The sequence below is a fragment of the Sphingobacterium sp. UBA2480 genome (assembly GCF_002341965.1).
Lineage (GTDB): Bacteria > Bacteroidota > Bacteroidia > Sphingobacteriales > Sphingobacteriaceae > Sphingobacterium > Sphingobacterium multivorum.
The window spans coordinates 448997-474680 of record NZ_DDPA01000001.1; the positions used below are offsets into that span (position 1 = coordinate 448997).

Below are 25684 nucleotides of genomic sequence, written 5' to 3' on the forward strand. Positions count from 1 at the left end.
ATTTTATTTCAATAAAGCATCGTATAAAATTTCCACAGGATGATAAGATTTTCTTCCTACACCATCTTTAATCTGATGTCTGCAAGAAGTACCCGCTGCGGCAATTAAAGTACCAGGTTCTGTTTCGCGTATGGTTGGTAATAAAACCAATTCGGCTACTTTCATCGAGATATCATAATGTTCAGCCTCATAACCAAATGATCCTGCCATACCACAACAACCCGAAGGAATTGTTTCTACGCTAAAGTTCGTCGGAAATGATAGGACCTGTTCCGTAACAGTAACGAGATGAAAAGCCTTTTGATAACAGTGGCCATGAAGCTTTACCTTTTTCGTTTCCGACGTAAACTGTTCTGAATGAATACGTCCCGCTTTCATTTCATTCAACAGAAATTCGTCAATCATCAGCGCGTTTTTGGCTATTTTTTGTGCGTCAACACGTAAATCATCATCGACTAAACTTAAATACTCATCTCGAAATGTAATTATCCCGGAGGGTTCAACGCCTAAAAGTGGCGTATCATCCGTAATTAGTCCCTTTAAGAAATGGATATTTTGATTCGCAATCTCCTTTGCTTTTTTCACAAAGCCTTTAGAAAGATAAGTCCGCCCGCTTTGCACATGTTTTGGAATGACTACTTCATACCCCAAGGCAGTCAGTAACTTATATGCGGTAATGCCGATCTCGGCATCATTATATTCGGTAAACTCATCCGAAAAAAGATAAACCCGACGCTTACTATCACTTACCACTGCTTGTTTCTTTACCCATTGGGTTAAAGTCGTTCCATTGACTGTAGGTAAGGAACGCTTTGGCGCAAATCCTACTGTTTTTTTGACTACTCCTGACAAGAAATCATTTTTGACCACAAAATTGTAAATGGGCGCAACCCACGATCCGAATTTCTGTGACTGGGTGAAATTAGCGATTAATTTTGTTCTAAACCCTGCGCCATGCTCATCATAATAGTGCTGTAAAAATTCTGCTTTCATTTTGGCTACATCCACACTGGAAGGACACTCCGTTTTACAGCCTTTGCAGCTTAAGCAAAGGTCCATAACTTCCTTGATCTCCTCATGATCGAAACGATTTTTCTTTGTGGAATTCGTTAAAAACTGACGCAACATATTTGCCCGCGCCCGTGTCGTATCTTTTTCATCGCGCGTAGCCATGAATGAAGGGCACATTGTTCCACCGGTAATTTCAGTCTTTCGGCAATCTCCCGAACCAGAACACTTCTCCGCCAACCGAAGAATAGACTCATCTTTAGAAAAATCGAAATAGGTCTTTATTTCCGTTCGGTTGCTATCGTTGTCATAACGTAAATGAGAATCCATTGGCGGCGTGTTGACAATTTTATTTGCATTAAAAACGCCCTGTGGATCAAAGATATATTTTACATCTTCAAGCAATTTGTAGACTTTTTCACCAAGCACTTTGCCGATAAATTCGCCGCGCAGACGACCATCACCGTGCTCACCACTCAGTGAACCGTTATATTTTAATACAAGGTCGCTGGTTTTTTCGAGGATTGAACGAAATGTACGCTTCCCTGCTGCTGTTTTCAAATTCACAAAGGGCTCAATATGTAGTTCCCCGGCTCCCGCGTGCGCATAATAGGATGCATGCACCCCCTCTTCCACCAAAAGTTTTTGGATATCACGCACGTAAGCAGGTAAATCTTCAGGCGACACCGCACAATCTTCAATCAAATTTACAGGTTGACTATCCCCGGGTAAATTGCGAATTAGCCCTAGTCCTGCCTTGCGTACATCCCAAACCAAATTGGTCTGTTCAATACCCGTAATGTAGGGATAAGCATAACCAAGCCCGCGGGCTACAAGGTCCGCTTTCAGAGCCATCGCTTTTGCCTCTGTTTCAGCGGCTGTCTGCCCCCTAAACTCAACAATTAATAAAGCCTGGGGATCACCCTCAATAAAAAAACGATTATACTTATAAGTTGGATGCCCAACCGTAAAATCCATGATGTATTTATCTACCAATTCGGATGCTTCCGGCTTGTGCGCTAAGGCTACCACATTACCGTGCATACACTCTACCATATCCGCAAAATGAACACAAAGTAAGCCTAGTTCCTGCGGTGGTAAGGGCATCAGTTTGAGTTTCGCTTCTGTAACAATAGCCAGCGTTCCTTCGGACCCTGCCAACAAATTACACATATTGAAAGGTGTCGAGCGATCGGTAAGGATATCCAAAGCATAACCGGTATTTCTGCGCGTGATAGATCGTTTTGGATAGCCCGCTTCAATGGCGCTTAAATGCTCGGGGTCTGTCAATAATGCATTCATATTACGGTAGATATCCCCCTCACGACCAGCTAATAATAATTTCTTAAAATAGGCTGCTTCATCAACTGCTTCAAAGGTCACTTCAGAACAGTCGTCCAAAAGTACATTGGCCGAAATCAAATTGTGTCGTGTATCGCCCCAAACAATCGAATGCAGACCCGAAGAGTTATTGCCAATCATTCCACCTACCATAGCACGGCTTGCAGTCGAAGTTTCAGGGCCAAACATCAGTCCGAACGGTTTAAGATAATTATTCAAGTCGTCACGGATCACACCAGGTTGTACCCGAACCCACTGCTCGTCGACATTAAGTTCAAGTATATGGTTAAAATGACGAGAAATATCCATGATAATGCCATTGCCTACTACCTGACCAGCTAAAGAAGTGCCGGCGGTACGTGGTATGATTGTGACACCGTTGTGCCGTGCAAAATCAATTATTTTTTTGATATCATCATGATCGACGGGTATGGCTACGGCCAAGGGTTTTTCTTGATAAACAGATGCATCTGTCGAATAGGCAAGCAACATCGTTTGGTCCTTCGTTTCATGGGTATAATAGAGCTCCCCTTTGAGTTGAGACGCTAATAAGGCTAATTGATTCTGATCTTTCACTTAATCTACATTTATGTATGAAACAAATTTAGTCAAATTTATGCATCGGAAAAAGAGAAGATTGCAAGAAACACCCAAATCAAAAACAAAAAACGCATAAAAACGCAAAACCAAACAAATTACCATAAAAGCCAATTTTATTTCGTTCCTTCAAACAATGCATGTATTTTTGTGGCGCTACATCATTTAAGTTAACGATTCATATCCTTATATGCGTAATCTATTCCTTCGCTATACGCTGCATTCTGATTTTATTATATACACCATCCGGGTATTGATTGGCTTCCTTATAGGTTATCCCCTTTTCGTATCCTTTCCCCAATATTCGGTTTCCTGGACACTAATTTCCATTATATTGGTCATTTCACCGCAAGAGAATGAGTCGAAAAAAATAGCCATCGACCGGGCTAAATCCAACTTTATAGGATCAGCAATTGGTCTCAGTCTATATTTCGTTCCCATTTCGCAACTCTATGCCATGATTATCGGTATTGTTGCGTCATTGATTACATGCAAGCTACTCAATATTATGGCTGTAGCACGGACTTCTATGGTTGCGCTAATTATCGTCTACCTTCATGAACAGCAAAGTCGCTCCTACTTCGCCGCCTTGGATCGCTTTGGCTGTGTCTGTTTAGGTTGTCTGATTGGATTGGGCGTCATCCTGTCAACAAGTAATATTATTCTGAAATTAAGAAAAAGGTACAATTGTTGAGTTATAGGCCTAACCTCTCTAAAAGGCAATATACTTACCTTCAGTACCATAGCCCAAATGGTCAAGATTTCTTTGTGATAAATAAGAATAAAATTCACTCAAATTTCCGATAACTCAGAATTATATTCAGAATTTTATATACAATTTTGAATTTTATACTTTTTTACCTATCTTTGCAGTCGAAATGACAAAAGTAGAATATAATTTAGACCAGGTCGACTATAAAATCTTGCGCTTAATGCAGGATAATGGACGGATCAACAATGCTGACATCGCAAGAGAATTAGGCATGGCACCATCGGCGATCCTCGAGCGCGTAAAGAAGCTCGAGCAAAAAGATGTGATTTTAAAGTATAGTGCCAAGATCAATCCTGCCGCGGTCGATCAGAAACTTTTATCGTTTATTTTTATCAAAGCCAATGATATTATTGGCGAACAGGGTGTAGGGTTGGCACTTGCGGAAATCCCTGAAGTTCAAGAGGTACACGACATTGCAGGTGACGATGGTTACCTTATTAAAGTAAGAACTGCGGATTCTACAGGTTTAGTGGATCTTATGCGAAATACCTTAAGTAAAGTGGAAGGTATTATTTCAACGCGTACAACAATTGTACTTCAGACTGTCAAGGAAGATCAGCAGGTTGTCATACCTGAGTAATAGAAAGGAGGTTTAATCATGTTGCAAGGACAAAAAAAGGCTGCTAGCCCATTAATGGTTGTAGTTGCTTATTTCATTATTTATGTGGTATGGGGCTCGACCTTTTTCTTTATAGAAAAAGCGTTGCATAGTTTCCCCCCATTTATTTTGGGTTCGTTTCGATTTGTTGCAGCCAGTGCAATTCTAATGACATATTGTGCTATAAAAGGGTATAAATTATTTAACAAGCGTTCTATTCAAGAGGCCGCAATCGTAGGTTTTTTATTGCTCTTTGTCGATATGGCCGGGGTTATCTGGGCCGAACAATATGTGTCTGGTGGTGTTGCCGCTATTATTGCCGCAGCCGCTGCAATCTGGTTTATTTTATTGGATAAACCCAAGTGGAAAGAAAACTTTAGCAGCATTAGCACGGTTGCTGGTGTAGCATTAGGTTTCTGTGGTGTTGTGATGCTTTTCGCTGAACAGATCATGGCGACCAATGATCATACAGACGGTACGCTTAAGGTAATTGCCCTATCTATTTTGGTATTGGGTTCTATCGCTTGGACTGTAGGTTCATTGATTTCCAAGTATTTTAAAAAATCCGAAAAAGAAGAAAAAGAGGACCTGCATGTTATGGTGAAGACTGCTTGGCAAATGGTTACCGCAGGTGTTCTCTTTAATATCACGGCGCTATTTACCGGTGAATATGCATCATTTACACTGAGCAGTGTAGCACCTGTTGACTGGTTTAACTTGGGGTATTTAATCACATTTGGTTCCATCCTTGCTTTTAGCTCGTATATTTGGTTATTGCAGGTACGTCCAGCAATGGAAGTAAGTACCTATGCTTATGTGAACCCAATTATTGCACTTATATTAAGTCATTTTTTTACTTCGCATGTGGTGACCTCATTGCAAATTGTTGGACTAGCGGTTATTCTATTCTCGGTCCTATTAATGAACTGGAAAGCATATCGTACCAAGCTGTCCTCGCGCAGCAAAAGGAAAAAGATCCTTCAGCAGGAGAATAGTTTAGAGCGTTTGATAGCAGCGGATCCCCAAACGGACAACAAACATATTCCTGAGACGGAATTAGTTCATTAGGTTGTTATTTTTCTAATTATATGGGCAAAGCTTAACGTGTAACAATGTTAAGCTTTTGTTGTTTTTAAAAATTAGCTAACATTGGATAAGATTTGTTCATATATAATTGGCTAACTTTGCGTACTATTTGGTTAAATTAAAAAGAATGAATATTTCGAAGCAAATTGCCTTTATTGGTAGCCTTGGTGTCGCTTCGCTTTTGATGATTACAGGTTGTACAAAACAACTCCATCCAACGCAAAAAGATTTCCAACAATATCATATCAATAGCGATATGCAAGCTGATCCTGCAGTCGTGTCAATCTACGAACCCTTCAAACACAAAATGGAAGCGGAGATGAATCGTGTGATTGGACATGCGGACAAGGCATTGACAAAAGAGAAAACAGCGGAAACATTAATGGGCAATTTTTTTTGTGAAGCCTTGTTGTGGATGAGTGAACACAATGCCCATAACCCCGCGGATTTGGCGTTCGCAACAAAAGGTGGTATCCGAAATGATCTTAAAGCAGGCGATATTACAGTAGGACATATTTTTGAGGTTATGCCCTTTGAGAACACATTGACGATACTCGAGCTCAAAGGTAGTCAGATTCGTCAGCTGGCTGACTATATTGCTACAACACATGGACAACCTATAGCCGGAATGACGTTGACAATTACGGGCAACAAAGCTCAGGACATAAAGATCAAAGGTCAAGCTATTGAAGACAATAAGTTATATAAATTAGTGACCTATGATTATCTTGCCAATGGTGGTGACAACCTCAGCCTGTTGACACAACCTGTATCCCGGGCTAATTATCCGCAACGCATGCGTGAAGGTTTGATTGAATATGTGAGCGAATTAACAAAAGAAGGCAAAAAAGTAAATGCAGAATTAGATGGAAGAATTAAAATCAATTAACCGAAGATCTTTTATCAAGCAAGTTGGTGGATTTTCTGCTGCAGTTGCTTTGGGATCACTTCCTTTTCAAGTCGACGCGAAGAGCAAAAAGGTAAAACTTACAATTTTACATACCAACGATGTTCATAGCCGTATTGAACCGTTTCCAATGGACGGCGGCAAATATCAGGGATTGGCTGGTGTTGCGCGCCGAAGTACACTGATCAATAAAATCCGCAAAGAAGAAGAACATCTTCTATTACTCGATGCAGGCGATATGTTTCAAGGTACCCCCTATTTTAATCTTTTTGGAGGAAAACTTGAACTTGACCTCATGACAAAGTTAGGTTATGATGCCGGGACATTTGGAAATCATGAATTTGACAATGGTCTTGACGGTCTTGTAAAGTACCTGGATCACGCTAAATTTCCGTTCTTAACGGCAAATTACGACTTCAAAGGAACCGTATTGGAGGGCAGAACCCAAGATTATACCATATTCCATAAAGGTGGAATAAAAATAGGCGTGTTTGGACTAGGGGTAGATATTGAGGGATTGGTTGACCCCAATAACTTCAGGGGAATGAAATATTTGGATCCTATTGAAGTTTCCAACAAGGTGGTCCGCACATTGAAAGAAAAACACAAATGTGATTTGGTCATCTGTTTATCGCATTTGGGCTATCAATATGAAAACGACAAGGTGTCGGATCTGATCCTTGCCGCCAAAACCTCAGACATTGATCTCATTATCGGAGGACATACGCACACCTTCTTAAATGAACCAACACTGGTTACAAATTTAAAAGGAACAAAGACCGTTGTGAATCAAGTCGGTTTTGCTGGAATTAATCTAGGACGTATTGACTTTATTATGGAACCAGGGTCTGAGAAGAAACAAATGGTCGCAAGTACCTATCAGGTCAATCCGACAATTCCGGAGTCCATGTTGGCATAATATAATCTAATTTTAACAAATGCCAAGTTGACTAATCAATTTGGCATTTTTTTTACCAATACTATAAGAAGACGTATGAAGTAAAAACTTATACGGTCTATACACGCTGATTCGTCATTCAATGAAAAGAATTTTATCGATTTACCTCGACTCCTTTAAGGGACTGTCTCAAGCCGCATGGCTACTTGCCATAGTGATGCTCATTAATAGAATGGGAAGTATGGTGATTCCCTTTCTTGGCCTCTACATGACCCAGGTTCTACATTTTGACATTAAACAGGTCGGTGTGGTATTGATGAGTTATGGATTCGGCTCCGTTTGTGGTTCCTATATTGGTGGCTGGCTGACTGACCGGATTGGCAGCTTCAAGGTTCAGTTCGGAAGTCTGGTATTGGCGGCCCCTTTATTCTTACTGATCCCACATTTCAAAGAGGTACAGTCCTTATCCATCATGATTTTTACGTTAAGCTTAATCTTTGATGCCTTCAGACCTGCAAACTCCGTGTCAGTGGCAAGTTACGCTAAACCCGAAAATATCACGCGCGCCTTTTCATTGAATCGTCTTGCCATAAATCTGGGATTTTCAATCGGCCCGGCGGTGGCTGGATTTTTGGCCACCATCTCATTCAATTGGATCTTTTATGGAAATTCTTTTGCCGTCCTTTGCGCTGCAGTGATTTTCTTTGTCTTTTTTCATAAACGAGAAAAAAGAAGCGATATTAAATCTAAAAAAGAGATTACTGCTGAAAACGAATTACCTCAAAAGACACGAAATCCCTATACCGACCTGCCTTTTGTCTTATTCAATATCTTTTGTTGCATTTTCTCATTCTGTTTCTTTCAGTTGATCACAACGTTACCTATTTTCTACCGAGAAGTTCACCATTTGAATGATCACCAAATCGGATTTCTACTCGGCTGGAGTGGATTCGTTATCGTATTACTGGAGATGTTCATTGTCCATATAGCTGAAAAAAGATTCTCGCTTATAAGCACGCTCGTCTTTGGAACATTTTTATGTGCCAGCTCTTATGCCATGTTAAATTTTTCAGGTGGACTCGGGTGGTTATATTTCACATTCTTTATTTTCGGCCTTGGCGAGATGCTGACACTACCCTTTATGGCAACGGTTTCTGTTAACCGTTCGACACCTAAAACACAAGGAGCATACATGGGGTTCAATTCGTTGGCATTTTCAGCTGCAAATATATTTTCGCCGCTTTTAGGGACTAGCATCGTCGATTCCTTCGGTTTTACAACCTTATGGTGGGCAACCGCATTAACCTTATCTGCTACGGCGATCGGGTTCTACTTGGTTCTGAGATGGATGAAGTAGCCTACACTTGATAACTGAAAAATGGGTGTATGCTCATGTGAGATACACCCGTTTTTCATTAAACATGCCTGAAACCTACCAAATTTTGATACGTTTATCGACCGGAACAAACATTTTGTCGCCGTTCTTTGTATCCCAAGCTTTATGGAAAGCATCTAGGTTAATGATCGGGGCAAAAGCACGGTACTGTGCTGGAGAATGCGGATCAGTTTTCACTTGATTGACCACAAACTCATCGGTAGTTTTCGTTCTCCAAATCGTTGCCCAGGAAAGGAAAAAGCGCTGGTCCTGTGTAAAACCATCTATTAATCCAGGATTTCCCTTATCGTTCAGATAAAGTTGCAATGCATCAAAAGCCACTGATGAACCACCTAAATCCCCAATATTTTCCCCCAATGTAAAACGACCGTTCACAAACACACCTGGTACAGGTTCGTAGGATTCAAACTGACGTACCAAAGCATCAGCCGCTGCTTCAAATTTCGCCTTATCGCTGTCGCTCCACCAGTTGTTCAGGTTTCCATTTCCATCGTATTTCGCACCCTGGTCGTCAAATCCGTGCGAAAGTTCGTGACCAATTACCGCACCAATACCGCCGAAATTAACTGCAGCATCAGCTTTATAATCATAGAATGGCGGCTGAAGAATCGCTGCTGGAAAGACAATCTCATTAAACAGTGGACTATAGTAAGCGTTCACAGTCTGTGGAGTCATCCCCCATTCAGATTTGTCCACTGGCTTATCTTGTTTCGCCAAATTCTGGTAAAATGCCCATTTACTTGAAGCCAATACATTTTCATACAACGATGCCCCAACATCAAGTTTGCTAAAATCTTTCCATTTATCCGGGTAACCAATTTTAACTTTAAACTTAGCCAGTTTGTCCAATGCCTTTACTTTCGTTTCATCCGACATCCAAGTCAATCCCTTGATATGCTGCCCGAAAGATTTAACGAGATAGCTTACAAGCTCTTCCGCTTCAGCTTTGGCCTTTGGAGGGAAGTTTTCTTTCACATATAATTTCCCTAATAACTCACCTGCGATCGAATTGACAAATTCCACACCGCGCTTATCCAAAGCACGCTGCTCCTTTTGTCCTTTTAACTTACGACCCCAGAAATCAAAATACAGATCATTTAACTCCTGTGTAGTATATGACGCTGCATTATTTAAAATATGAAATGTCAATAGCTCTTTGATCACCGGTAGATTTTCAGGGTTGAAAACCCGATCCAAATTTTCGTAATACTTTATTTCCGGTACAATAACAGTATCAGCCTTAAAACCGACATCCTTTAGGTACTTTGCAATATCGACGTTTTTCACAATCTTTTTTAGATCGGCTACAGCGATCGGATTATATCGCCCATTTGCATCGCGTGATTGCTCAACGGTTTTAAGGTTTGCCGCCAGCTGCTTTTCAAAGGCGACAATTTTTGGACCTTTTAAATCCTTCGTAATTTGGCCTGATTTAGCATAAAGTGCAGAAATATAATTTGAATAATCCGTTAACGTTTCTTCGTTCTTCTTATCTTTTACTTGATAATAAGAACGTCCAAGCCCCAGACTTCCTCCGCCGAGGTATACTGTATTAACATCGGAATTTTTAAGATGCGCATATACATAGCCACTAAAAAAAGGATTTCCACCAATCGGTGCTACCTCAACAAGATAGTTGTATAAATCATCAAAATTTTTAATTGCTGCAATTTTAGCAAGATAAGGTTTAACAGGTTCTAAACCAAGTTTATTACGTGTTTTCATATCCACAAATGATTTATACAAATCACCTATCTTCTGATTGTCTGTACCCTTTTGGAATTGTCCAGTTAGCGATTCTTGCAAGACCTTCAACGTAGCAATATCGGTGTTTTCACGCAATTCGTCGAAAGAACCCCAACGTGCTTTATCAGAGGGTATTTTGACTGTTTTCATCCAGTGTCCATTCACAAAATTATAAAAGTCATCTTGAGGACGAACACTCTTGTCCATGTAACTCACATTGATTGCGTTGTTTTGCGCTTGGCCCGCCAATGAGCCGCAGGTCAACAAAGCTGCTAAAAGTAGATTTTTCTTCATATAAAAATTTAGTTTGTCTATCGCTATACACAAACTTAAGCAAAGTTCTTCTATTGTTAATGCAACAATTGGGATTCTAATCGCAACTAAAATTAATGGGGATAATTAAGTCTTGGTTTTATTGCGTGTTGATTTACGTAGTACAAGGATAAAAATCAGTAGAAACAGTGCGACACCGGCAATCCAAATCCACGGATTAGCATACCATAACGTCCCATTCGCTTCTTTAAGCTTTTGATTCTCTTCCAGGGTAACCTGTGCTTTCAGTAAAAAAACTGAAAAAACAGGACAAACTATTAAAGCAGTCTTTTTCATATTTAATCACTTCATATGAATAGAATACTCTTTTAGCTGTTTTTGTTTGAAGGAATTAAATTATCCTTGTTTGATCTCGCCTAAATAAACCACGTCTTTTAGATCAAAAGGAGTTTCTTGATACACAAAGTAATTCAACCAATTATTGAAAAGAAGATTCGCATGACTTGTCCAGCGCACCAGAGGGCGATTTTCGGGGTTGTCATCAACATAATAATTTGCCGGCATAGCAATCTCCTGCCCTTTTTCTAAGTCTCTTTTATACTCTTCATCCAGTGTAAAAGGAGCATATTCTGAATGTCCCGTCAAATAAAACTCGCGTCCCCCGCGTGAAGAAACGATAGCAATACCGGCTTCTGGCGATTCTGAAAGAATTTCTAAACCCTCTTTTACCAGGAGATCATCCTTCTCAATTGTTGTATGGCGGCTGTGCGGTATAAAGAACTCATCGTCAAATCCACGGAATAAAGGATGTCTTTTGTTTAACGCAGTGTGCTTAAATACACCAAAAAGTTTTTCCGTTAATGGCTTCTTCTCTACACCATAGAAATGATACAATGCAGCTTGAGACGCCCAACAGATATACAAACTTGATGTTACATGGGTCCTTGCCCAGTCAAAGATGGTCTGAATTTCATCCCAGTAGGTCACTTCCTCAAAAGCAACCATTTCAACTGGAGCCCCCGTAATAATCATTCCGTCGTAGAAATTCTCCTTAACCTCGGTCAAGCTCTTGTAAAACATTTCCAAATGCTCTTCGGGGGTATTCTTTGAAACATGCGTTTCAAGTCGCAAAAATTCCATTTCCACCTGCAAAGGATTATTTGACAGCAAACGAATAAAATCTGTCTCTGTCGTAATTTTAAGCGGCATTAAGTTCAGTACCAAAACACGAAGCGGTCTGATATCCTGCTCATTTGCTCTTAAATCACTCATGACAAATATATTCTCCTTTTTCAACAGCTCAATGGCAGGAAGGTTATTAGGAAGTTTGACCGGCATAGATAATTTCTCCTTATACAATTAGCATGCAAAATTAGCAAGAAAATGCCATAAATGCTAAATGAAACATAAATTATCTTCCATTATATTGTTATAGTCTCCAAGACCAAAAGCTATTCCTTGCTTAAATCCAATAGGGATTTTCTGAATTTCTGTGACCCAAAGTTCATTCCACCTACGTGTTTAATGACCAGCTTACCAGCCTTATCCAAAATAATCGTTGTTGGTATGCTTGTGGTACTCAATTCTTTGGGTAAAGCCGAATTTAATTGATAGACCGGTAGACTATATTTTCTTTTCGCCATAAACTTCCGCGAAGCGCTAAGATTTCCATCGATATCGACAGCCAAAATAACAATAGCATCGTTGCCCTTAAAGTCCTTATAGAGTTGATCCAAGGAAGGCATCTCAGCAAGACATGGTGGACACCATGTCGCCCATAAATTAATAACCACAACTTTTCCTTTGAGCTGGTTTAGGCTCAATATATTGTTTTTACTGTCCCTAAAACTAAGATTGTATCCTTCGGTTCTGCTCTTATTCTCCTTCTCGACCACACAATGCTTGCTTGCTTTAACCAAAAATGGATTGCAAAACAACAAACTAACCAATAAAAGGAGACTATAATTTACTTTTTTTGTCATATAACACTTTAACTAAGCTTAAACATTACCATAACGTTTGTATCCTAATTTGATTGCTTTTACAGCAGAAAATTAATCGAATTTTTTCACGCGTTTTTTTAACGGATTTTTCAGCGGCAATGGAGGTTTAAAATTCGGTGTTAGAATACGAAAGCGAAAAGATAAGTGTAAAAGATATTACAAACAAATTTAGGGATATGTATATTATATAGTATGAAAATAAGTAAATGAATATGAGCAAAGAGAAATCAATACAAGAAATTGAAATTAACGGAAAAGTTTACCAGTATAGTTCTATTAAAGATCTCCCTCAAGGTAATGTTATGCACCTACCGTTCAGCATCCGGATACTACTGGAAAATGTATTGCGAAACCATGATGGATTCAGTATCACGGACGAGCATGTCAATACCCTGATTCATTGGACTCCACAACCTGTTGACAAAGATATCCCCTTCAAACCGGCCAGAATTTTAATGCAGGATTTCACCGGAGTACCTGCTGTAGTCGATATGGCATCGCTACGTGCCGAATTTATCCGTCATGGCAAGGATGGACAAAAAATAAATCCTGCTATCCCGGTGGATCTGGTCATTGATCATTCCGTTCAGGTCGACTACTTTGGTACACAGTACTCGTATGACAAGAATGTCGAGTTGGAATATGAACGCAACCGTGAGCGTTATGAACTCCTTAAATGGGCACAGAAAGGATTAAAAAATTTTACCGTTGTTCCCCCAGGTATGGGTATCTGCCATCAGGTCAACTTGGAATATCTTGCCAAAGGAGTCATTGAACGTGACAATTGGCTTTTTCCTGACACATTAGTAGGGACAGATTCGCATACACCAATGGTCAATGGTATTGGTGTATTAGGTTGGGGAGTTGGTGGTATTGAGGCCGAGGCAGCCATGCTTGGACAACCCATCTTTTTCACCTGCCCCGAGGTTATCGGCCTTAAACTTACGGGCAAAATACCAGCGACATGCACCGCGACGGACATGGTTCTTTCCATCACAAAAATACTTCGTGATACAGGTGTTGTGGGCAAATTTGTTGAAGTATTTGGCGATGGATTGGACAGCCTTTCGGTGACAGATCGTGCGACAATATCCAATATGTCACCAGAATTTGGCTGTACGGTTACCTATTTTCCGATCGATGACCGAACCCTTGAATACATGCATAGCACCAATCGAAGTGCCGAACAGATTAAAATTGTTGAAGATTATTGTAAAAGCAATTTACTCTGGCGGACAGGCAAGGAAGAAATTCAATATTCGTCGGTTGTTGAATTCAATTTATCAAGTCTGGAGCCAACTGTATCCGGCCCTAAGCGACCTCAGGATAAAATTCTTGTGAAAGATCTAAAAACTACATTTTCACATCTCTTGGATAGCGAACACCATCGACAGTATATCCCTGTTCTACAGCGATCGGAATCTGCTTGGCTTGCCGACGGCGGGTCTGGTACGGAGTTTACCTTTGGTAAGGTACCTATTGAACATGATTCACCGCATGAAGTTATCCAAGAGTCTATTCATGCTGTGCGCATCAAGCACAATCATAAAGAATATATTGTCAGTGATGGCAGTATTGCCATTGCCGCCATAACAAGCTGTACCAATACGTCGAACCCTACTGTGATGATCGGCGCAGGATTATTGGCCCGTAACGCTATCGAGCGTGGACTGCGGACCAAATCCTGGGTAAAGACCTCCTTAGCCCCTGGTTCAAAAGTCGTTACACAATACCTTGAAAGATCAGGACTTAGTGCTGATCTCGATGCCCTGCGTTTTCACACGGTGGGTTACGGTTGTACCTCCTGTATTGGAAACTCGGGTCCTCTTCCACCACAAATAGCAGAGGCAGTGGAAAAAGGTGAACTCATTGTCGCATCGGTATTGTCTGGTAACCGAAATTTTGAGGCGCGTGTGCATCCTCAGGTAAAAATGAACTTTTTAATGTCGCCGATGCTTGTTGTTGCCTATGCGTTAGTCGGAAGAGTTGATATTAATCTCTTGGAGGAGCCGCTCGACTACGACCCGAATGGTGAGCCCGTATATCTGAAAGATATTTGGCCGAGCCGCGAGGATATTATGGAAACCGTCAATGCCTGCGTCAAACAATCGGATTTTCAAGAAGTTTATGATGTCATCTTCGATGGTTCAACAGACTGGCAAGAACTTGAAGTGAATCTGGATCAAAATTACCAGTGGGACAACACGTCTACCTACATTAAAGAATCGCCCTTTTTTGAAAATTTACAGGCTGTACCAAATCCGATACAAGACATCCAAAATGCAAGGGTGTTACTTTATCTTGGTGATTCGGTTACAACGGATCATATCTCACCTGCAGGGTCATTCAAAGAAGAAACTGCGGCTGGGCAATACCTCAGCGCACATCAGGTAAGTAAAGAAGATTTTAATTCGTATGGATCTAGACGTGGGAACCACGAAGTTATGATGCGTGGAACATTTGCCAATGTGCGTATTAAAAACAAAATTACTGATCGTGAAGGTGGATTTAGCCGTTATTTCCCAAGCAATGAGGTGAAGACGGTATATGAAACCGCAATGGAATATCGAAAAAACAACACTGCACTCATTGTGCTGGCTGGAAAAGAGTATGGTTCGGGCTCTTCAAGAGATTGGGCTGCAAAGGGAACATTTCTGCTCGGCGTACGTGCGGTTATTGCTGAAAGTTTTGAGCGTATTCACCGAAGTAATCTTGTCGGTATGGGGGTAGCACCACTTGTGTTTATCAATGACGAAAATGCAGAGAAATTAGGACTAGATGGAACAGAAGTCTATAGCATCACGGGACTTGCGAACGATTTAACACCCCATAAACTCCTCTCGGTAAAGGCGGTGCATGACAATGGAAAAACAACCACATTTCAAGTGAAAGCAAGACTCGATTCTGCCATTGAAATCGAGTATTTTAAGAATGACGGTATTCTGCAATATGTGCTACGGCAATATTTAAAAAACAACTAATATTCGGCAAATTGAAGAATCGAAATAGCTAAAAAAGTAAAGGGCACTCTATAGGGTGCCCTTTAACAACTATATTAAAACCTACCAGAGTTCTACAATACTTCAGTCTTGCCCCCAGAATTATGTTTTATGGCTATGCCAAATATAGTTGGAAAAAATTACCCTTTTTATCCCTGAAATCAGGTATTTTGCATATAAGCGGATGTAGCGCATTCACTTCATTTTAAAGTAAAATCATTCGGGAGAATTGTTTATTTTCGCTAAGATCAATGCCAACAGCATACAGAATGAAAGAACTTATCGAACAAACAATCACGAACCAAACATGGACTCCTGAACTGAAACAAATCCAGGAATTTTACAAATGCACTTTTGAGCAATGTGATTTTCAGAGCGCGGAACTGTTAGACCTCATTTTCACAAATTGTGAATTTAAATCGTGTAATCTATCCAATGTCAGTCTGAAGGGCACACAACTAGATCATGTTGTCTTTAATGACTGCAAAATGCTAGGTATACACTTTAATGAATGTAGTTCATTTTCCTTTCATGTTAATTTCAGCAACTCGGTATTGGATTACTCCTCTTTTTTTGAACGAAATATAAAGAAATTTCAGTTTGATCACTGTTCGTTGCAACATGTGGATTTTGAACGAGCTAATCTGCAACAGGCGGTGTTTAGAAAAGCGAATTTGTTAAATGCCCGTTTTATACAAAGCAATCTCGAAGGCTGTGATTTTCGGTCCTCCATCAACATCCAGCTCGATCCCGAGGCCAATCGCATGAAAAAAAGTAAATTTGGTCGGGAACAGCTGCCTGGACTATTGCTTAAATATCAGTTGGCCATCGATTAAATCTCAGACTGGGGTTTGATAAGGGCCTGAAGATCGTTGCATGAGATCGGCTCGATTTCGATTTATCATTAAATAACGGATTTCAGGGATATAACACCTTACATTGAATCAGGATATTTGTCTTTCAAAGTTTAAGAAGATGAAAAAAATATCCCTATCGTTCGTAGCTATCTTGGCGGCCAGCAGCATGTCGTTTGCACAAATCAATAAAGCATTCAAGATCAACTATGCCATTACCTATTCCGTCGATCCCAGCGAAGAAGCGCAAGCAGCTCCAGTTTCTGTCTACGAAGCTTATGTTAACAATGATAAAATAAAAGTTGTATCGGCTTCCGGAGACGGCGAAGAGTCCATCTTTTTCGTTAAAAAAAATGAAGAGCAATCGGTTATATTATACCCAGGACTGGCAAAATATGTCGTGAAAGAAAATGAGCTTAGCTCACATGCGATCAAACTCGTCCCAAACCAGACGAAAATGATCGCTGGTTATCCCTGCAAACTAGCGCAGGTAGAAATTCCTATTTCGGAAGATAACGCGGAAAACAGTACCCTATCGATTTGGTATAGCGATAAACTGCCAGTCGCCTATTGGGAGGGCTTTGATCTGTTCAAAAAAATACCTGGGGCTGTGCTGCAGCTAACAACACCGCTTGGCATGAATATGATTGCGCAGAACATCACCGATAGCCAACTGGACGAAAAGGATTTTATTGTACCTGAGGATTATGAACAAGTAGCATCAATTTATGATGACGAAGAGGATGCGGAAGATAGCAACCAGATTGCTGAAAATCTCTATTTATTTGAAGATGCTGCAACTAGCCTTTTGGGGGTAAAAGACGGCGATGAAAAAACAATTGTGCCAGCACAATACCTTTACATTGCTCCATTTGTTGGCGACCTGAGTATAGTTCAATATAAAGATGAAAAATATGGTGCCATTAATCTCACCGGTAAACCAATCCTCCCCTTCCGATACGATTATTTAGGTTACGATGACCATCTTGGCCAACTGGTTTTTGGACTAAACGAAAAATATGGGGTCATGGATAAGTCTGGTAAAATTTTGATCCCAGCAAATTATGATATGATATCATTCATTAACGGGGGCTATGCTGTATTTCAAGTGAAAGATAAATATGGCATATTGAATCAAGCGGGTAAAATAATTGTCCCGGCAACGTATAGCTTTATTTCTGAAAACAATGCAACGCATTTCGTCAGCATTGAAAACGACAAGTATAATCTTACTGATATTAAGACCAATAAAATCGTTGCGCCCGACTACGATTTGATTTCAATTACCGAAGAACCCAATCTTTTCCTTGCAAGCAAAGGTGGAAAGTATGGGTATTTAGATGGTCAGGGAAAAGTTGCAATACCATTTATATACAGTGGAGCTACCTCGTTCAGCGATGGCGTGGCTTCTGTTTCATTAGCGGATTCGGACGATGTAATTTTGATTAATACAAAAGGCGAACGTGTGGAAATAGATGCTGCGGCAGAGGCAACAGATATAATTTAAACATCAGCAACCAAAAAAGGCAANNTTGCCTTTTTTGGTTGCTGATCATCAATGATCAGTATAAGGTTATTTTTTCTTTTTAAACAGCATTTTGCCGATCGTAAATAAAATCACCACAATTATGCCTCCACCTAGGCCAAATAACAGCTCTTTTAGCATGCTTGGCAGATCGGGTAGCGCGTGATGTAAGAAATCAATATAATGCGCAAATATTCCGCCTGAAACCAAAATTAAAGCAAATGTACCAACCACAGCCAATAACTTGATAACAAAAGGCAGTGCGCGGACTAAAAAACGACCTAGACTCGCTACAGGGCCTTTCTCACGGGAGGTTTTAATCAATTTATAACCCGCATCGTCCATCCGAACGATAAGTGCCACAATACCATAGACTCCAACTGTGGCTAAAAAAGCAACAACCGAAACCGTAATAATTTGTAAGGACAAGCTTTTTCCAAGAACTGTTCCTAAAGCGATAATGACGATCTCCACGGAAAGAATAAAATCTGTCGTGATAGCCGATTTTACCTTCGCTTTTTCAACAGCAACTGAGTTTTCAGCAACGACAGTCTCTACTTTCGTTTCTTCTGTAGCATGTTTGCGGTGAAACAGGTATTCAATAATCTTTTCAACACCTTCAAAAGCAAGGTAGAAACCACCCAAAATTAAAATATATTTGATGGCAATTGGAAAAAAGACGTTCAGTAATAAAGCAATAGGTACAATGATCAACTTATTGAGCAGCGAACCCTTTGTAATTGCCCATAAAACTGGGAGCTCACGTGAAGCCAAAAAACCAGTCGCTTTCTCTGCATTTACCGCTAAATCGTCACCTAAGATTCCAGCAGTTTTTTTTGTTGCGATTTTGCTCGCCACTGCTACATCATCCATCAACGCTGCAATATCATCTAGTATTGCAAATATTCCTGAAGCCATATTTATATAAAAATTGAACGTAAAAATATAAATTTAATTCAATTTTGAACTAAAGAATTTAATCCATTTGTAATATTAAGCTACATTACATTTGATTTAAATACGTAATTTTAATACCACAAGGACAACCGTTATGAAAAATTCACTTACACTGCAGGAACAGTCAATGCTACTTGAAACACTAAAACAAAGGTTTCAGAAATTTCCTAAAAGACATCCACAGATCAGTTGGGATGATGTTGCGCATAAATTACTTGAAAATCCCAAGAAATTATGGAGCTTGTTCCAAATGGAAAAGAGCGCTGGCGAACCCGACCTTATTCTGATTGACGCAAACAAAGAACAGTATGCTTTTGTGGATTGTGCTGAAGAAAGTCCCAAAGGAAGAAGAAGCCTCTGTTTTGACCAAAGAGCCATGGATGAAAGGAAAGAAAACAAGCCTATTGGGAATGCTGTGGAAGAAGCTAAGAAAATGGGGACTGAGCTACTGAATGAAGAACAATATCGCCAACTTCAACAATTAGGTGAATTTGATTTAAAAACTTCCAGCTGGATACAAACACCAGATGCCATCCGCAAGCTTGGAGGTGCCTTATTCTGTGACCGACGTTACAACCAAGTCTTTACCTATCATAATGGCGCAATCTCCTATTATGCCGCACGTGGATTTCGCTGCATACTTTTTCTTTAAAAGTCCCTAACCTTCAAAATTTAAAACCTATATGAAAACAATTGTAATAGCCACCCTGCTCTTTTGCTGGGGAGCTGCCCAACCGCTTTTTTCACAAGTATCTTTTCCATCGTTCTTGGAAGGGACATGGAAGGTGGACAATAAAGAGCAATACGAACAATGGGATCGTATAAATGAACACGAATTAAAGGGACTTTCCTATACGTTGAAAAATGGGCAAAAGATCGTCAGTGAATACCTAAAATTGACCAAAATAAAGGATAAAGTTGTATACACAGCACTGGTCATCGGACAAAACCATGGAAAAGAAGTCAATTTTGAGCTAAGTTATCAGGATAGTACCTATTCGTTTATCAATGAGGCCCATGATTTCCCCAATTACATTCGGTACACACCAGTCGCCACAAACCGACTTCACATTGTAGTGGAAGGAAAATCGGGAAGAGCCAGGTCTTTTTATGCGAGCAGAATTGCACCGACCACGACTGAAGGAAACCCAAATTACGATCAAGAGCTCGCAAAAAAATTGGGGGCTGATGATTATGGAATGAAATCCTACATCTTTGTCCTCCTCAAAACTGGCGAGAATAAAACAACAGACAAACAATTCATTAATGAATGTTTCAAAGGTCACATGGAAAATATCAATCGTCTCGTAAAAAATGGACAATTGATTGTTGCTGGCCCATTTGGAAAAAATGACGACAACTTTCGGGGCCTTTTTATCTTAAATAACATGGCTTCAACTGATGCGGCAAAGCATATTTTAGAGAACGATCCAGCGATAAAAAACGGCCTCTTAGAAGCTTCGTTTTACCCCTGGTATGGTTCAGCTGCCTTGGCAGAATATCTGTCCCAAGTAGATAAAATCTGGAAAAAACAACATTAGCCCTTTGGTCATGACATAGGGTTGTCATTGGCCGATCTAACTTTGGGGAAAACTAAGCGAAATGAATAATAAAATAATCCCTTCATTCAGTATAATAGGTCTTGCCATCCGTACAAGCAACCAAAATGGGCAGGCGGCGAAAGACATTCCAGAACTTTGGGCCCGCTTTTTTAAAGAAGATGTGTTGAGCCGTATTCCCAACAAGATATCCAGCGAACTCTATTGTATCTATACCGAATATGAAAAAGATCACACATTGCCTTATACGACTTTATTAGGCTGTAAAGTCAGCAATCTTGAAGAACTACCCGAAGACTTGGACGGTATTCATATCGCTGAAAACCATTACCGACATTTTACAGCAGAAGGAAATTTGGAAGATGGCATCGTTTATGAAACTTGGCAAAGGATATGGCGTTCGGATTTACCCAGAACGTATGCCGCAGACCTCGAAATATATGGCGAAAAAGCCCAAAACCCACACGATGCAAAGGTGGATATATACATAGGCATTCATTAGGGTCTTTATCGTAACAAAACGTATGTGTTAAGGTATTTATCGTTTATTTTAAACTAAATAACCCTTACCTTTGTGCCGATTTAAAGAAAAACATGATGCAAGGCAATACGACATACAGAAAAAAAGTTGTTCGATATAGCTATCTAAAATTAATTGGAAGTTCAGCGCTCGTCAGTATCGTTTGTTGTGTATTGGCATACAGCCTCAAACACAGCACAGCTTATGTACAGGAAGAATTGTTTGAAAGTGTATCTTCCTGGGATGCCAAACTTTTTATTGTTTTACCCAGCATAGGTATTACAGCGATTTACTTCTTACGGAAATACGCTTTTCAAAACAGAAAAAACAAAGGGATCAAAGAAATTTATACGACACTGGAAACAAGAAAAGACCATTTACCTTTTTTTAAGATTCCTTCACATTATATCAATGGTTTTCTAACGGTAGTTTTTGGTGGGTCAACCGGTGTTGAAGTTTCTACAGTTGTTGCATCAGCCACGGTGGGTAACCAAGCGTATAAGCGATTACATCCAGCTTGGGCTTACAAAACCGAGTTGATCTGCGCTGGCGTAATCGCTGGAGTCACCCTGTTGTTTGGAAGTGCATTGGGTGGTTTTCTTTTTGCTTTTGAGGTAATTGCACGCAGATATAACAAGACCTTGCTCATTAGCGGACTAACTTCAATGGCCCTGGCTTCCGTATTTGTCTATTATCTTGACGCAAGTCCTTTGTTTACATTTGAGGTAAAAGCATGGCGATGGCAAGCGATCCCTTTTGTCGCTATTTTGGGATTGATTGGCGGGATTTTAGCATTATATTTTACTAAAACGGTAATTTATGCGAAGTCCTATTTTGCAGGCATAAAAAGTAATTTTATCCGTGTCAACTTGGGTGCAATCACCGTTGGAACATTTATCTTTTTCTTACCGGTACTCTATGGCGACAGCTATCATGGTCTTGGAGAGATTCTAAAAAGCAGTCTGCATGATTCTGTCAATTTACTTTACTTTCTTCCGTTGATCCTGCTTGTTCTCTTAAAACCTTTTGTGGCTTCTCTGACGCTAGGTGCTGGTGGTGACGGCGGCGTTTTTGCCCCCAGTATTGTTACAGGTGCATTGTTAGGCGTTTTGTTTGCACAGCTTTGCAACCATTATCTAGGCACACAATTGGTGGTTATTAATTTTGCCCTTTTTGGTGCTGCAGCAATGCTTTCTGCGGCTATACATGCACCTTTCACGGCGATCTTTATTATTGCAAGTCTTGTTCCTTCCGGATATTTATTACTAGCCCCCCTACTCATCAGCAGTTTTATTGCGAAAACGCTAGCTAAAAAACTATATCCTTATAACGTATACACCTATAAGGAAGTGGCGACGGCCAGGTAATCAAAAGAAATTAAATACGAAAGCGGCTCAGACATCAATCTGAGCCGCTTTTTCTTGCCATTAGTCTTCTCTGCTCCCATCATCTGCCATGCGGACAATCTTGGGCGAAAATTTTGCCACGACATCAACAAGATCTTTTTGTGAAGCCATGACAGTGTGGATGTCTTTATAGGCCATCGGCGCTTCATCCATCCCTGCTCCAAGCAGCATAACACCTTGATCTTTAAGCATCGCATGAAGGTCATGGGAAGATAAGGTTTTAATCGCTTGTGTACGGCTCATCAGTCGACCTGCCCCATGAGATGCCGATTGTATAGCATTCGACTCCCCTTTTCCGCGAACCAAAAACCCTGGTGTCGCCATGGAGCCCGGAATAATCCCCATTACCCCTTTTGCAGCGGGCGTCGCACCCTTTCGGTGTACAATAACATCTTGACCATTCCAAGTTTCCTTCCATGCAAAATTGTGGTGATTTTCAACTTTCGCCAACAATTCAGCTCCTAAAGCCAACGTGATCTTGTCATGGATCACTTCGTGGCAGGCTGACGCATAATCGCCAGCGAGATTCATGGCCAGCCAATACTCCTGTCCCTCATGGCTATCCAGGTCCAAATAAGCCAGATTTTCCGCTTGATAAGGTAACTTACACACGGATTTGGCCAGCTTGGTATAATGTGCTGCTAGGGTAGCGCCCATTCCTCTTGAACCCGAATGTGTCAACAAACCCAAATAACTGCCGCTATCAATGTTTAAAACCTCATCTCTTTCCTCAAATTCGACTATACCAAATTCCACAAAATGATTCCCCCCACCGGAAGAGCCCAATTGGGTCCAGGCTTTATCCTTCAAGGAGGAAAGTAAACTATTCTCATTGAATAATTTGTTTTCCAGTACAGCATGATCTACGCGTTCATGTCTCAGGTATCCATTACCAGCCCCAAATTTACTGTTTCGTAGAATAATATCTTTCAGCGTCATTATATTGTGCTCCACAAATGAACCCGGTAGATCAAAGATGGACAAAGCCATGCGACAGCCAATATCGACACCAACACCATAAGGGATCACGGCATTATTTGTCGCCAGAACTCCTCCGATTGGCAATCCGTATCCTTGATGGGCGTCTGGCATCAATGCTCCGGCAACCGAAACTGGTAATTTCATGGCGATATTCATCTGTGCTTTCGCCCCTGTTTCAATTTCAGACGAACCGTAAATGGTATAATCCGCCGGCTTTTCGTTCAAGACAATTAATGACTTGTCAATTGCCTCTTGCCCAAGCAGAGCACTCGCTAAAATTCCGAAAACAGCATCATCAGAATAGCTGGTCGGATTTTCCAAAACAGCTTTAAACTTTTCAAGCATTTCTGCCCGCGTAAAACCGTGTCTTTTACTGTTGATCTTCAGCGCTACTCCCAAGCTATGATTTTCTTTATATCCCAAAGCAATTAAGTCATTGCCGTTTATTCTCTTATTTTCCATTTTCTTACTTTCTAATTTATAGAGTAGCTTTACAACTCCTCCAAAGCAGGTAACAACAGCTCTTTACGTTGCTACCTGCACCTCTTTCAATTTAATAATCTTTTATTTCACAAACAATTGTTTGAGTTGGTCAACAATCTGTCCATTTCCGGAAACCGAAATCGTATTGATCTTTTCTGCGATCTTTTCGACATATTCCATTTCCTTCAACTTAAACAACATACTGTTTTCTTCCATCAGTTTCGCCGTATTCAACAAACTCCGTGTCGAAGCGGTCTCTTCGCGACGCATGATGCTATTTGCCTGCGCCCTCTTCTCTGCAATCAACACCTGGTTCATGATGTCCCGCACATCCCCTGGTAAAATAACATCTTTAACACCGCAGGTCAACAGTGTTAGTCCCAAGCTCGCAACCTGTTGTAATGTATTTTCTAAGATATAGCCTTGTATTTCAGTCTTCCGCTCCATCAGCTCGTCTAACGTCATCTGCCCGATATAGGACCGTAGGGTCAACTGCATCAACGAATACAATTGCTTCTCGTGGTCTTTATTATTCAATAGTGCTTTGACAATATCCACAATCTGATATTGCAGCGTGAAATTGATTCTGATCTGTGCTTTATCTTTAGACAAGATCTCCTGTCCTACCACCTCCAAGGTCAAAACCCGCATATCAGCTTTTGAAATCGCTATGGTTTTTGCATTCTTCCACCAATAATACGTTCCCGACTTCAAGATATCCACAAACACACCGTCTACAAAAAACAGGGCTTTCTCATTTGGTTCAATTTTATACTGACGTACATAATAGCTCAAACTCTGTTTCTCCAACAACTGACGATTTAAAGATGCCGGAACCTCAATCTCCGCAATGTCTTCCAGTTGAAATCTGCGTTCACGCAATTCCTTCCAAAAAACATGTCTGCCGGAGGCTAACGTCTTTTCGAAATTATTATTCAAAAAAACAAGACAAATCTCCGTATCGCCCACCTCAACGATGTCGACCAATTCACTAAAACCTGCCAACTGCAAAAGCACATCGATATTACGATCGGAAGGAAATGGATGAGTAGTTGTATATTTCTCCAGTTTTTCACCAAATCCCAACCAATAGTTACCAGATTTTAAAACACGGACCACCATATTGTTTTTAATAACCAATCCGATTTCTGCTGTAGTTATCTGTACTCTTTTCATTTGTATATTCTTTTAAATTTTCATTATTGCTATTATAAAACCTGCTATTTTTTATCCCTTGACCTCAAGCGGGATTCAAAAGCCCAAGTACCCGCTTTTAAAATCAAAAGTCGGTGAACAAATACCCCATCTTATTGGTCACGACTTTTTAGTATAAATTCAAATACCACATCTTAGGAATCTCAGGCCATCAATCAATTGCATAGTCGCATGAAAACAGCGCATAAGCAGGATAAAAAGATAGCAAGCTTCTACCAAATGACCTTTTTAAAGAAGGTCTTAACTTTGAATGTCCGAATGGACAGTTCGGTGCAATACCCTTATGCTATTCCATCCGAAAATGGAAGTGGGATTCGAACCCACACGATTGAGCTGTTGTTCTACCCAGACTGAACTATCCTGATTGCTCAGGAGTAGGAATCGAACCTACGACCCACAACTATCTGCTCTGCTCTACCCTTGAGCTACCTTTTTACGGGAGAGGACTCGAACCTCTAACACGAGCACTTTCCTTTCAACTTCTCGTTTTATCAGTATATTGATTCTCATAGAGAACAATACTAACCTGCTATACTGAAACAGGTGACCAGGATGCCACT

The 25684-nt window shown here is 40.4% G+C and carries 22 protein-coding genes and 1 tRNA gene; 14 read left to right on the forward strand and 9 right to left on the reverse strand.

All coding sequences use genetic code 11. From position 1 onward, the window contains the following. Positions 1 to 3: 3 nt before the first annotated feature. Complete coding sequence (locus tag B3600_RS02090; protein ID WP_286751923.1) at positions 4 to 2925, reverse strand: FAD-binding and (Fe-S)-binding domain-containing protein; 2922 nt, start codon at positions 2923 to 2925, stop codon at positions 4 to 6. A 211-nt stretch (positions 2926 to 3136) separates the two neighbouring features. Between B3600_RS02090 and B3600_RS02095 the strand changes: the two genes are divergently transcribed. From B3600_RS02095 to B3600_RS02120, 6 genes are all read left to right on the forward strand, one after another. After that, positions 3137 to 3640 (forward strand): FUSC family protein, encoded by a 504-nt coding sequence (locus tag B3600_RS02095; protein ID WP_046673336.1) that lies wholly within the window; start codon positions 3137 to 3139, stop codon positions 3638 to 3640. Positions 3641 to 3824: 184 nt separating this feature from the next. Continuing rightward, entirely contained in the window at positions 3825 to 4298 is a 474-nt protein-coding gene (locus B3600_RS02100) for an Lrp/AsnC family transcriptional regulator (protein WP_046673335.1), read from the forward strand. An 18-nt stretch (positions 4299 to 4316) separates the two neighbouring features. Further along, on the forward strand, positions 4317 to 5384 hold the full coding sequence (locus B3600_RS02105; protein WP_286751924.1) for an EamA family transporter: 1068 nt from the start codon (positions 4317 to 4319) through the stop codon (positions 5382 to 5384). A gap of 145 nt (positions 5385 to 5529) precedes the next feature. Continuing rightward, positions 5530 to 6291 carry a 5'-nucleotidase C-terminal domain-containing protein gene (locus B3600_RS02110; RefSeq protein WP_236560201.1) on the forward strand — a complete coding sequence of 254 codons (762 nt, stop codon included), beginning with the start codon at positions 5530 to 5532 and terminating at the stop codon, positions 6289 to 6291. Next, positions 6269 to 7228, forward strand: a complete 960-nt coding sequence (locus B3600_RS02115) for a bifunctional metallophosphatase/5'-nucleotidase (protein ID WP_286751925.1) — start codon at positions 6269 to 6271, stop codon at positions 7226 to 7228. The genes B3600_RS02110 and B3600_RS02115 overlap by 23 nt, the downstream gene beginning before the upstream one ends. A gap of 121 nt (positions 7229 to 7349) precedes the next feature. Continuing rightward, positions 7350 to 8564 carry an MFS transporter gene (locus B3600_RS02120; RefSeq protein WP_112374110.1) on the forward strand — a complete coding sequence of 405 codons (1215 nt, stop codon included), beginning with the start codon at positions 7350 to 7352 and terminating at the stop codon, positions 8562 to 8564. A 75-nt stretch (positions 8565 to 8639) separates the two neighbouring features. On the opposite strand, the gene B3600_RS02125 is transcribed toward B3600_RS02120, so the two are convergent. From B3600_RS02125 to B3600_RS02140, 4 genes are all read right to left on the reverse strand, one after another. Beyond that, positions 8640 to 10643: a M13 family metallopeptidase gene (locus B3600_RS02125; protein WP_286751926.1), complete on the reverse strand. Its 2004-nt coding sequence runs from the start codon at positions 10641 to 10643 to the stop codon at positions 8640 to 8642. 105 nt (positions 10644 to 10748) lie between these two features. Then, positions 10749 to 10958 carry a hypothetical protein gene (locus B3600_RS02130; RefSeq protein ID WP_046673330.1) on the reverse strand — a complete coding sequence of 70 codons (210 nt, stop codon included), beginning with the start codon at positions 10956 to 10958 and terminating at the stop codon, positions 10749 to 10751. A 60-nt stretch (positions 10959 to 11018) separates the two neighbouring features. Next, positions 11019 to 11960 (reverse strand): homoserine O-acetyltransferase MetA, encoded by a 942-nt coding sequence (gene metA, locus B3600_RS02135; RefSeq protein ID WP_112374108.1) that lies wholly within the window; start codon positions 11958 to 11960, stop codon positions 11019 to 11021. Positions 11961 to 12073: 113 nt separating this feature from the next. Continuing rightward, on the reverse strand, positions 12074 to 12604 hold the full coding sequence (locus B3600_RS02140) for a TlpA family protein disulfide reductase (RefSeq protein ID WP_286751927.1): 531 nt from the start codon (positions 12602 to 12604) through the stop codon (positions 12074 to 12076). 233 nt (positions 12605 to 12837) lie between these two features. On the opposite strand from B3600_RS02140, the gene acnA reads away from it, so the two are divergent. The 3 genes from acnA to B3600_RS02155 all read left to right on the forward strand — a co-directional run bounded on the left by acnA (position 12838) and on the right by B3600_RS02155 (position 17985). Next, the gene (gene acnA / locus B3600_RS02145) at positions 12838 to 15606 is read left to right on the forward strand and encodes an aconitate hydratase AcnA (RefSeq protein ID WP_236560202.1); all 2769 of its coding nucleotides are present in this window, start codon (positions 12838 to 12840) and stop codon (positions 15604 to 15606) included. 287 nt (positions 15607 to 15893) lie between these two features. Beyond that, positions 15894 to 16460 carry a pentapeptide repeat-containing protein gene (locus B3600_RS02150; protein ID WP_286751928.1) on the forward strand — a complete coding sequence of 189 codons (567 nt, stop codon included), beginning with the start codon at positions 15894 to 15896 and terminating at the stop codon, positions 16458 to 16460. A gap of 139 nt (positions 16461 to 16599) precedes the next feature. Beyond that, positions 16600 to 17985 (forward strand): WG repeat-containing protein, encoded by a 1386-nt coding sequence (locus tag B3600_RS02155; RefSeq protein ID WP_286751929.1) that lies wholly within the window; start codon positions 16600 to 16602, stop codon positions 17983 to 17985. 66 nt (positions 17986 to 18051) lie between these two features. On the opposite strand, the gene B3600_RS02160 is transcribed toward B3600_RS02155, so the two are convergent. After that, positions 18052 to 18921 carry a DUF808 domain-containing protein gene (locus B3600_RS02160; RefSeq protein ID WP_286751930.1) on the reverse strand — a complete coding sequence of 290 codons (870 nt, stop codon included), beginning with the start codon at positions 18919 to 18921 and terminating at the stop codon, positions 18052 to 18054. Positions 18922 to 19054: 133 nt separating this feature from the next. Between B3600_RS02160 and B3600_RS02165 the strand changes: the two genes are divergently transcribed. The 4 genes from B3600_RS02165 to B3600_RS02180 all read left to right on the forward strand — a co-directional run bounded on the left by B3600_RS02165 (position 19055) and on the right by B3600_RS02180 (position 22406). Next, positions 19055 to 19612: a DUF4256 domain-containing protein gene (locus B3600_RS02165; protein ID WP_070564004.1), complete on the forward strand. Its 558-nt coding sequence runs from the start codon at positions 19055 to 19057 to the stop codon at positions 19610 to 19612. A 31-nt stretch (positions 19613 to 19643) separates the two neighbouring features. Further along, positions 19644 to 20501, forward strand: a complete 858-nt coding sequence (locus B3600_RS02170; RefSeq protein WP_112374103.1) for a DUF6265 family protein — start codon at positions 19644 to 19646, stop codon at positions 20499 to 20501. Positions 20502 to 20562: 61 nt separating this feature from the next. Continuing rightward, a complete protein-coding gene (locus B3600_RS02175; protein ID WP_046673474.1) occupies positions 20563 to 21021 on the forward strand; it encodes a GyrI-like domain-containing protein in 459 nt (152 codons plus the stop codon). 92 nt (positions 21022 to 21113) lie between these two features. After that, on the forward strand, positions 21114 to 22406 hold the full coding sequence (locus B3600_RS02180; RefSeq protein ID WP_286751931.1) for a chloride channel protein: 1293 nt from the start codon (positions 21114 to 21116) through the stop codon (positions 22404 to 22406). Positions 22407 to 22466: 60 nt separating this feature from the next. Here B3600_RS02180 and B3600_RS02185 read toward each other — a convergent pair whose 3' ends face one another. Both B3600_RS02185 and B3600_RS02190 read right to left on the reverse strand, forming a co-directional pair. Then, positions 22467 to 23888, reverse strand: a complete 1422-nt coding sequence (locus B3600_RS02185; protein WP_286751932.1) for an RtcB family protein — start codon at positions 23886 to 23888, stop codon at positions 22467 to 22469. A 102-nt stretch (positions 23889 to 23990) separates the two neighbouring features. Continuing rightward, the gene (locus tag B3600_RS02190; RefSeq protein WP_286751933.1) at positions 23991 to 25085 is read right to left on the reverse strand and encodes a slipin family protein; all 1095 of its coding nucleotides are present in this window, start codon (positions 25083 to 25085) and stop codon (positions 23991 to 23993) included. A 210-nt stretch (positions 25086 to 25295) separates the two neighbouring features. On the opposite strand from B3600_RS02190, the gene B3600_RS02195 reads away from it, so the two are divergent. Next, positions 25296 to 25478 (forward strand): hypothetical protein, encoded by a 183-nt coding sequence (locus B3600_RS02195; protein ID WP_046673477.1) that lies wholly within the window; start codon positions 25296 to 25298, stop codon positions 25476 to 25478. Between the two features lie 14 nt (positions 25479 to 25492). Here the strand turns inward: B3600_RS02195 and B3600_RS02200 are convergent. Then, a tRNA-OTHER gene (locus B3600_RS02200) sits at positions 25493 to 25554 on the reverse strand. Positions 25555 to 25684: the final 130 nt, after the last annotated feature.

Bases quoted from the DNA above. Each gene is read 5' to 3' on its own strand.
- B3600_RS02155 (WP_286751929.1), top strand. From the start codon at position 16,600: ATGAAAAAAATATCCCTATCGTTCGTAGCTATCTTGGCGGCCAGCAGC.
- B3600_RS02190 (WP_286751933.1), bottom strand. From the start codon at position 25,085: ATGAAAAGAGTACAGATAACTACAGCAGAAATCGGATTGGTTATTAAA.
- B3600_RS02120 (WP_112374110.1), top strand. From the start codon at position 7,350: ATGAAAAGAATTTTATCGATTTACCTCGACTCCTTTAAGGGACTGTCT.
- B3600_RS02150 (WP_286751928.1), top strand. From the start codon at position 15,894: ATGAAAGAACTTATCGAACAAACAATCACGAACCAAACATGGACTCCT.
- B3600_RS02125 (WP_286751926.1), bottom strand. From the start codon at position 10,643: ATGAAGAAAAATCTACTTTTAGCAGCTTTGTTGACCTGCGGCTCATTG.
- B3600_RS02095 (WP_046673336.1), top strand. From the start codon at position 3,137: ATGCGTAATCTATTCCTTCGCTATACGCTGCATTCTGATTTTATTATA.
- B3600_RS02105 (WP_286751924.1), top strand. From the start codon at position 4,317: ATGTTGCAAGGACAAAAAAAGGCTGCTAGCCCATTAATGGTTGTAGTT.
- acnA (WP_236560202.1), top strand. From the start codon at position 12,838: ATGAGCAAAGAGAAATCAATACAAGAAATTGAAATTAACGGAAAAGTT.
- B3600_RS02170 (WP_112374103.1), top strand. From the start codon at position 19,644: ATGAAAACAATTGTAATAGCCACCCTGCTCTTTTGCTGGGGAGCTGCC.
- B3600_RS02130 (WP_046673330.1), bottom strand. From the start codon at position 10,958: ATGAAAAAGACTGCTTTAATAGTTTGTCCTGTTTTTTCAGTTTTTTTA.
- B3600_RS02110 (WP_236560201.1), top strand. From the start codon at position 5,530: ATGAATATTTCGAAGCAAATTGCCTTTATTGGTAGCCTTGGTGTCGCT.
- B3600_RS02180 (WP_286751931.1), top strand. From the start codon at position 21,114: ATGATGCAAGGCAATACGACATACAGAAAAAAAGTTGTTCGATATAGC.
- metA (WP_112374108.1), bottom strand. From the start codon at position 11,960: ATGCCGGTCAAACTTCCTAATAACCTTCCTGCCATTGAGCTGTTGAAA.
- B3600_RS02115 (WP_286751925.1), top strand. From the start codon at position 6,269: ATGGAAGAATTAAAATCAATTAACCGAAGATCTTTTATCAAGCAAGTT.
- B3600_RS02165 (WP_070564004.1), top strand. From the start codon at position 19,055: ATGAAAAATTCACTTACACTGCAGGAACAGTCAATGCTACTTGAAACA.
- B3600_RS02100 (WP_046673335.1), top strand. From the start codon at position 3,825: ATGACAAAAGTAGAATATAATTTAGACCAGGTCGACTATAAAATCTTG.
- B3600_RS02160 (WP_286751930.1), bottom strand. From the start codon at position 18,921: ATGGCTTCAGGAATATTTGCAATACTAGATGATATTGCAGCGTTGATG.
- B3600_RS02140 (WP_286751927.1), bottom strand. From the start codon at position 12,604: ATGACAAAAAAAGTAAATTATAGTCTCCTTTTATTGGTTAGTTTGTTG.
- B3600_RS02175 (WP_046673474.1), top strand. From the start codon at position 20,563: ATGAATAATAAAATAATCCCTTCATTCAGTATAATAGGTCTTGCCATC.
- B3600_RS02195 (WP_046673477.1), top strand. From the start codon at position 25,296: ATGAAAACAGCGCATAAGCAGGATAAAAAGATAGCAAGCTTCTACCAA.
- B3600_RS02185 (WP_286751932.1), bottom strand. From the start codon at position 23,888: ATGGAAAATAAGAGAATAAACGGCAATGACTTAATTGCTTTGGGATAT.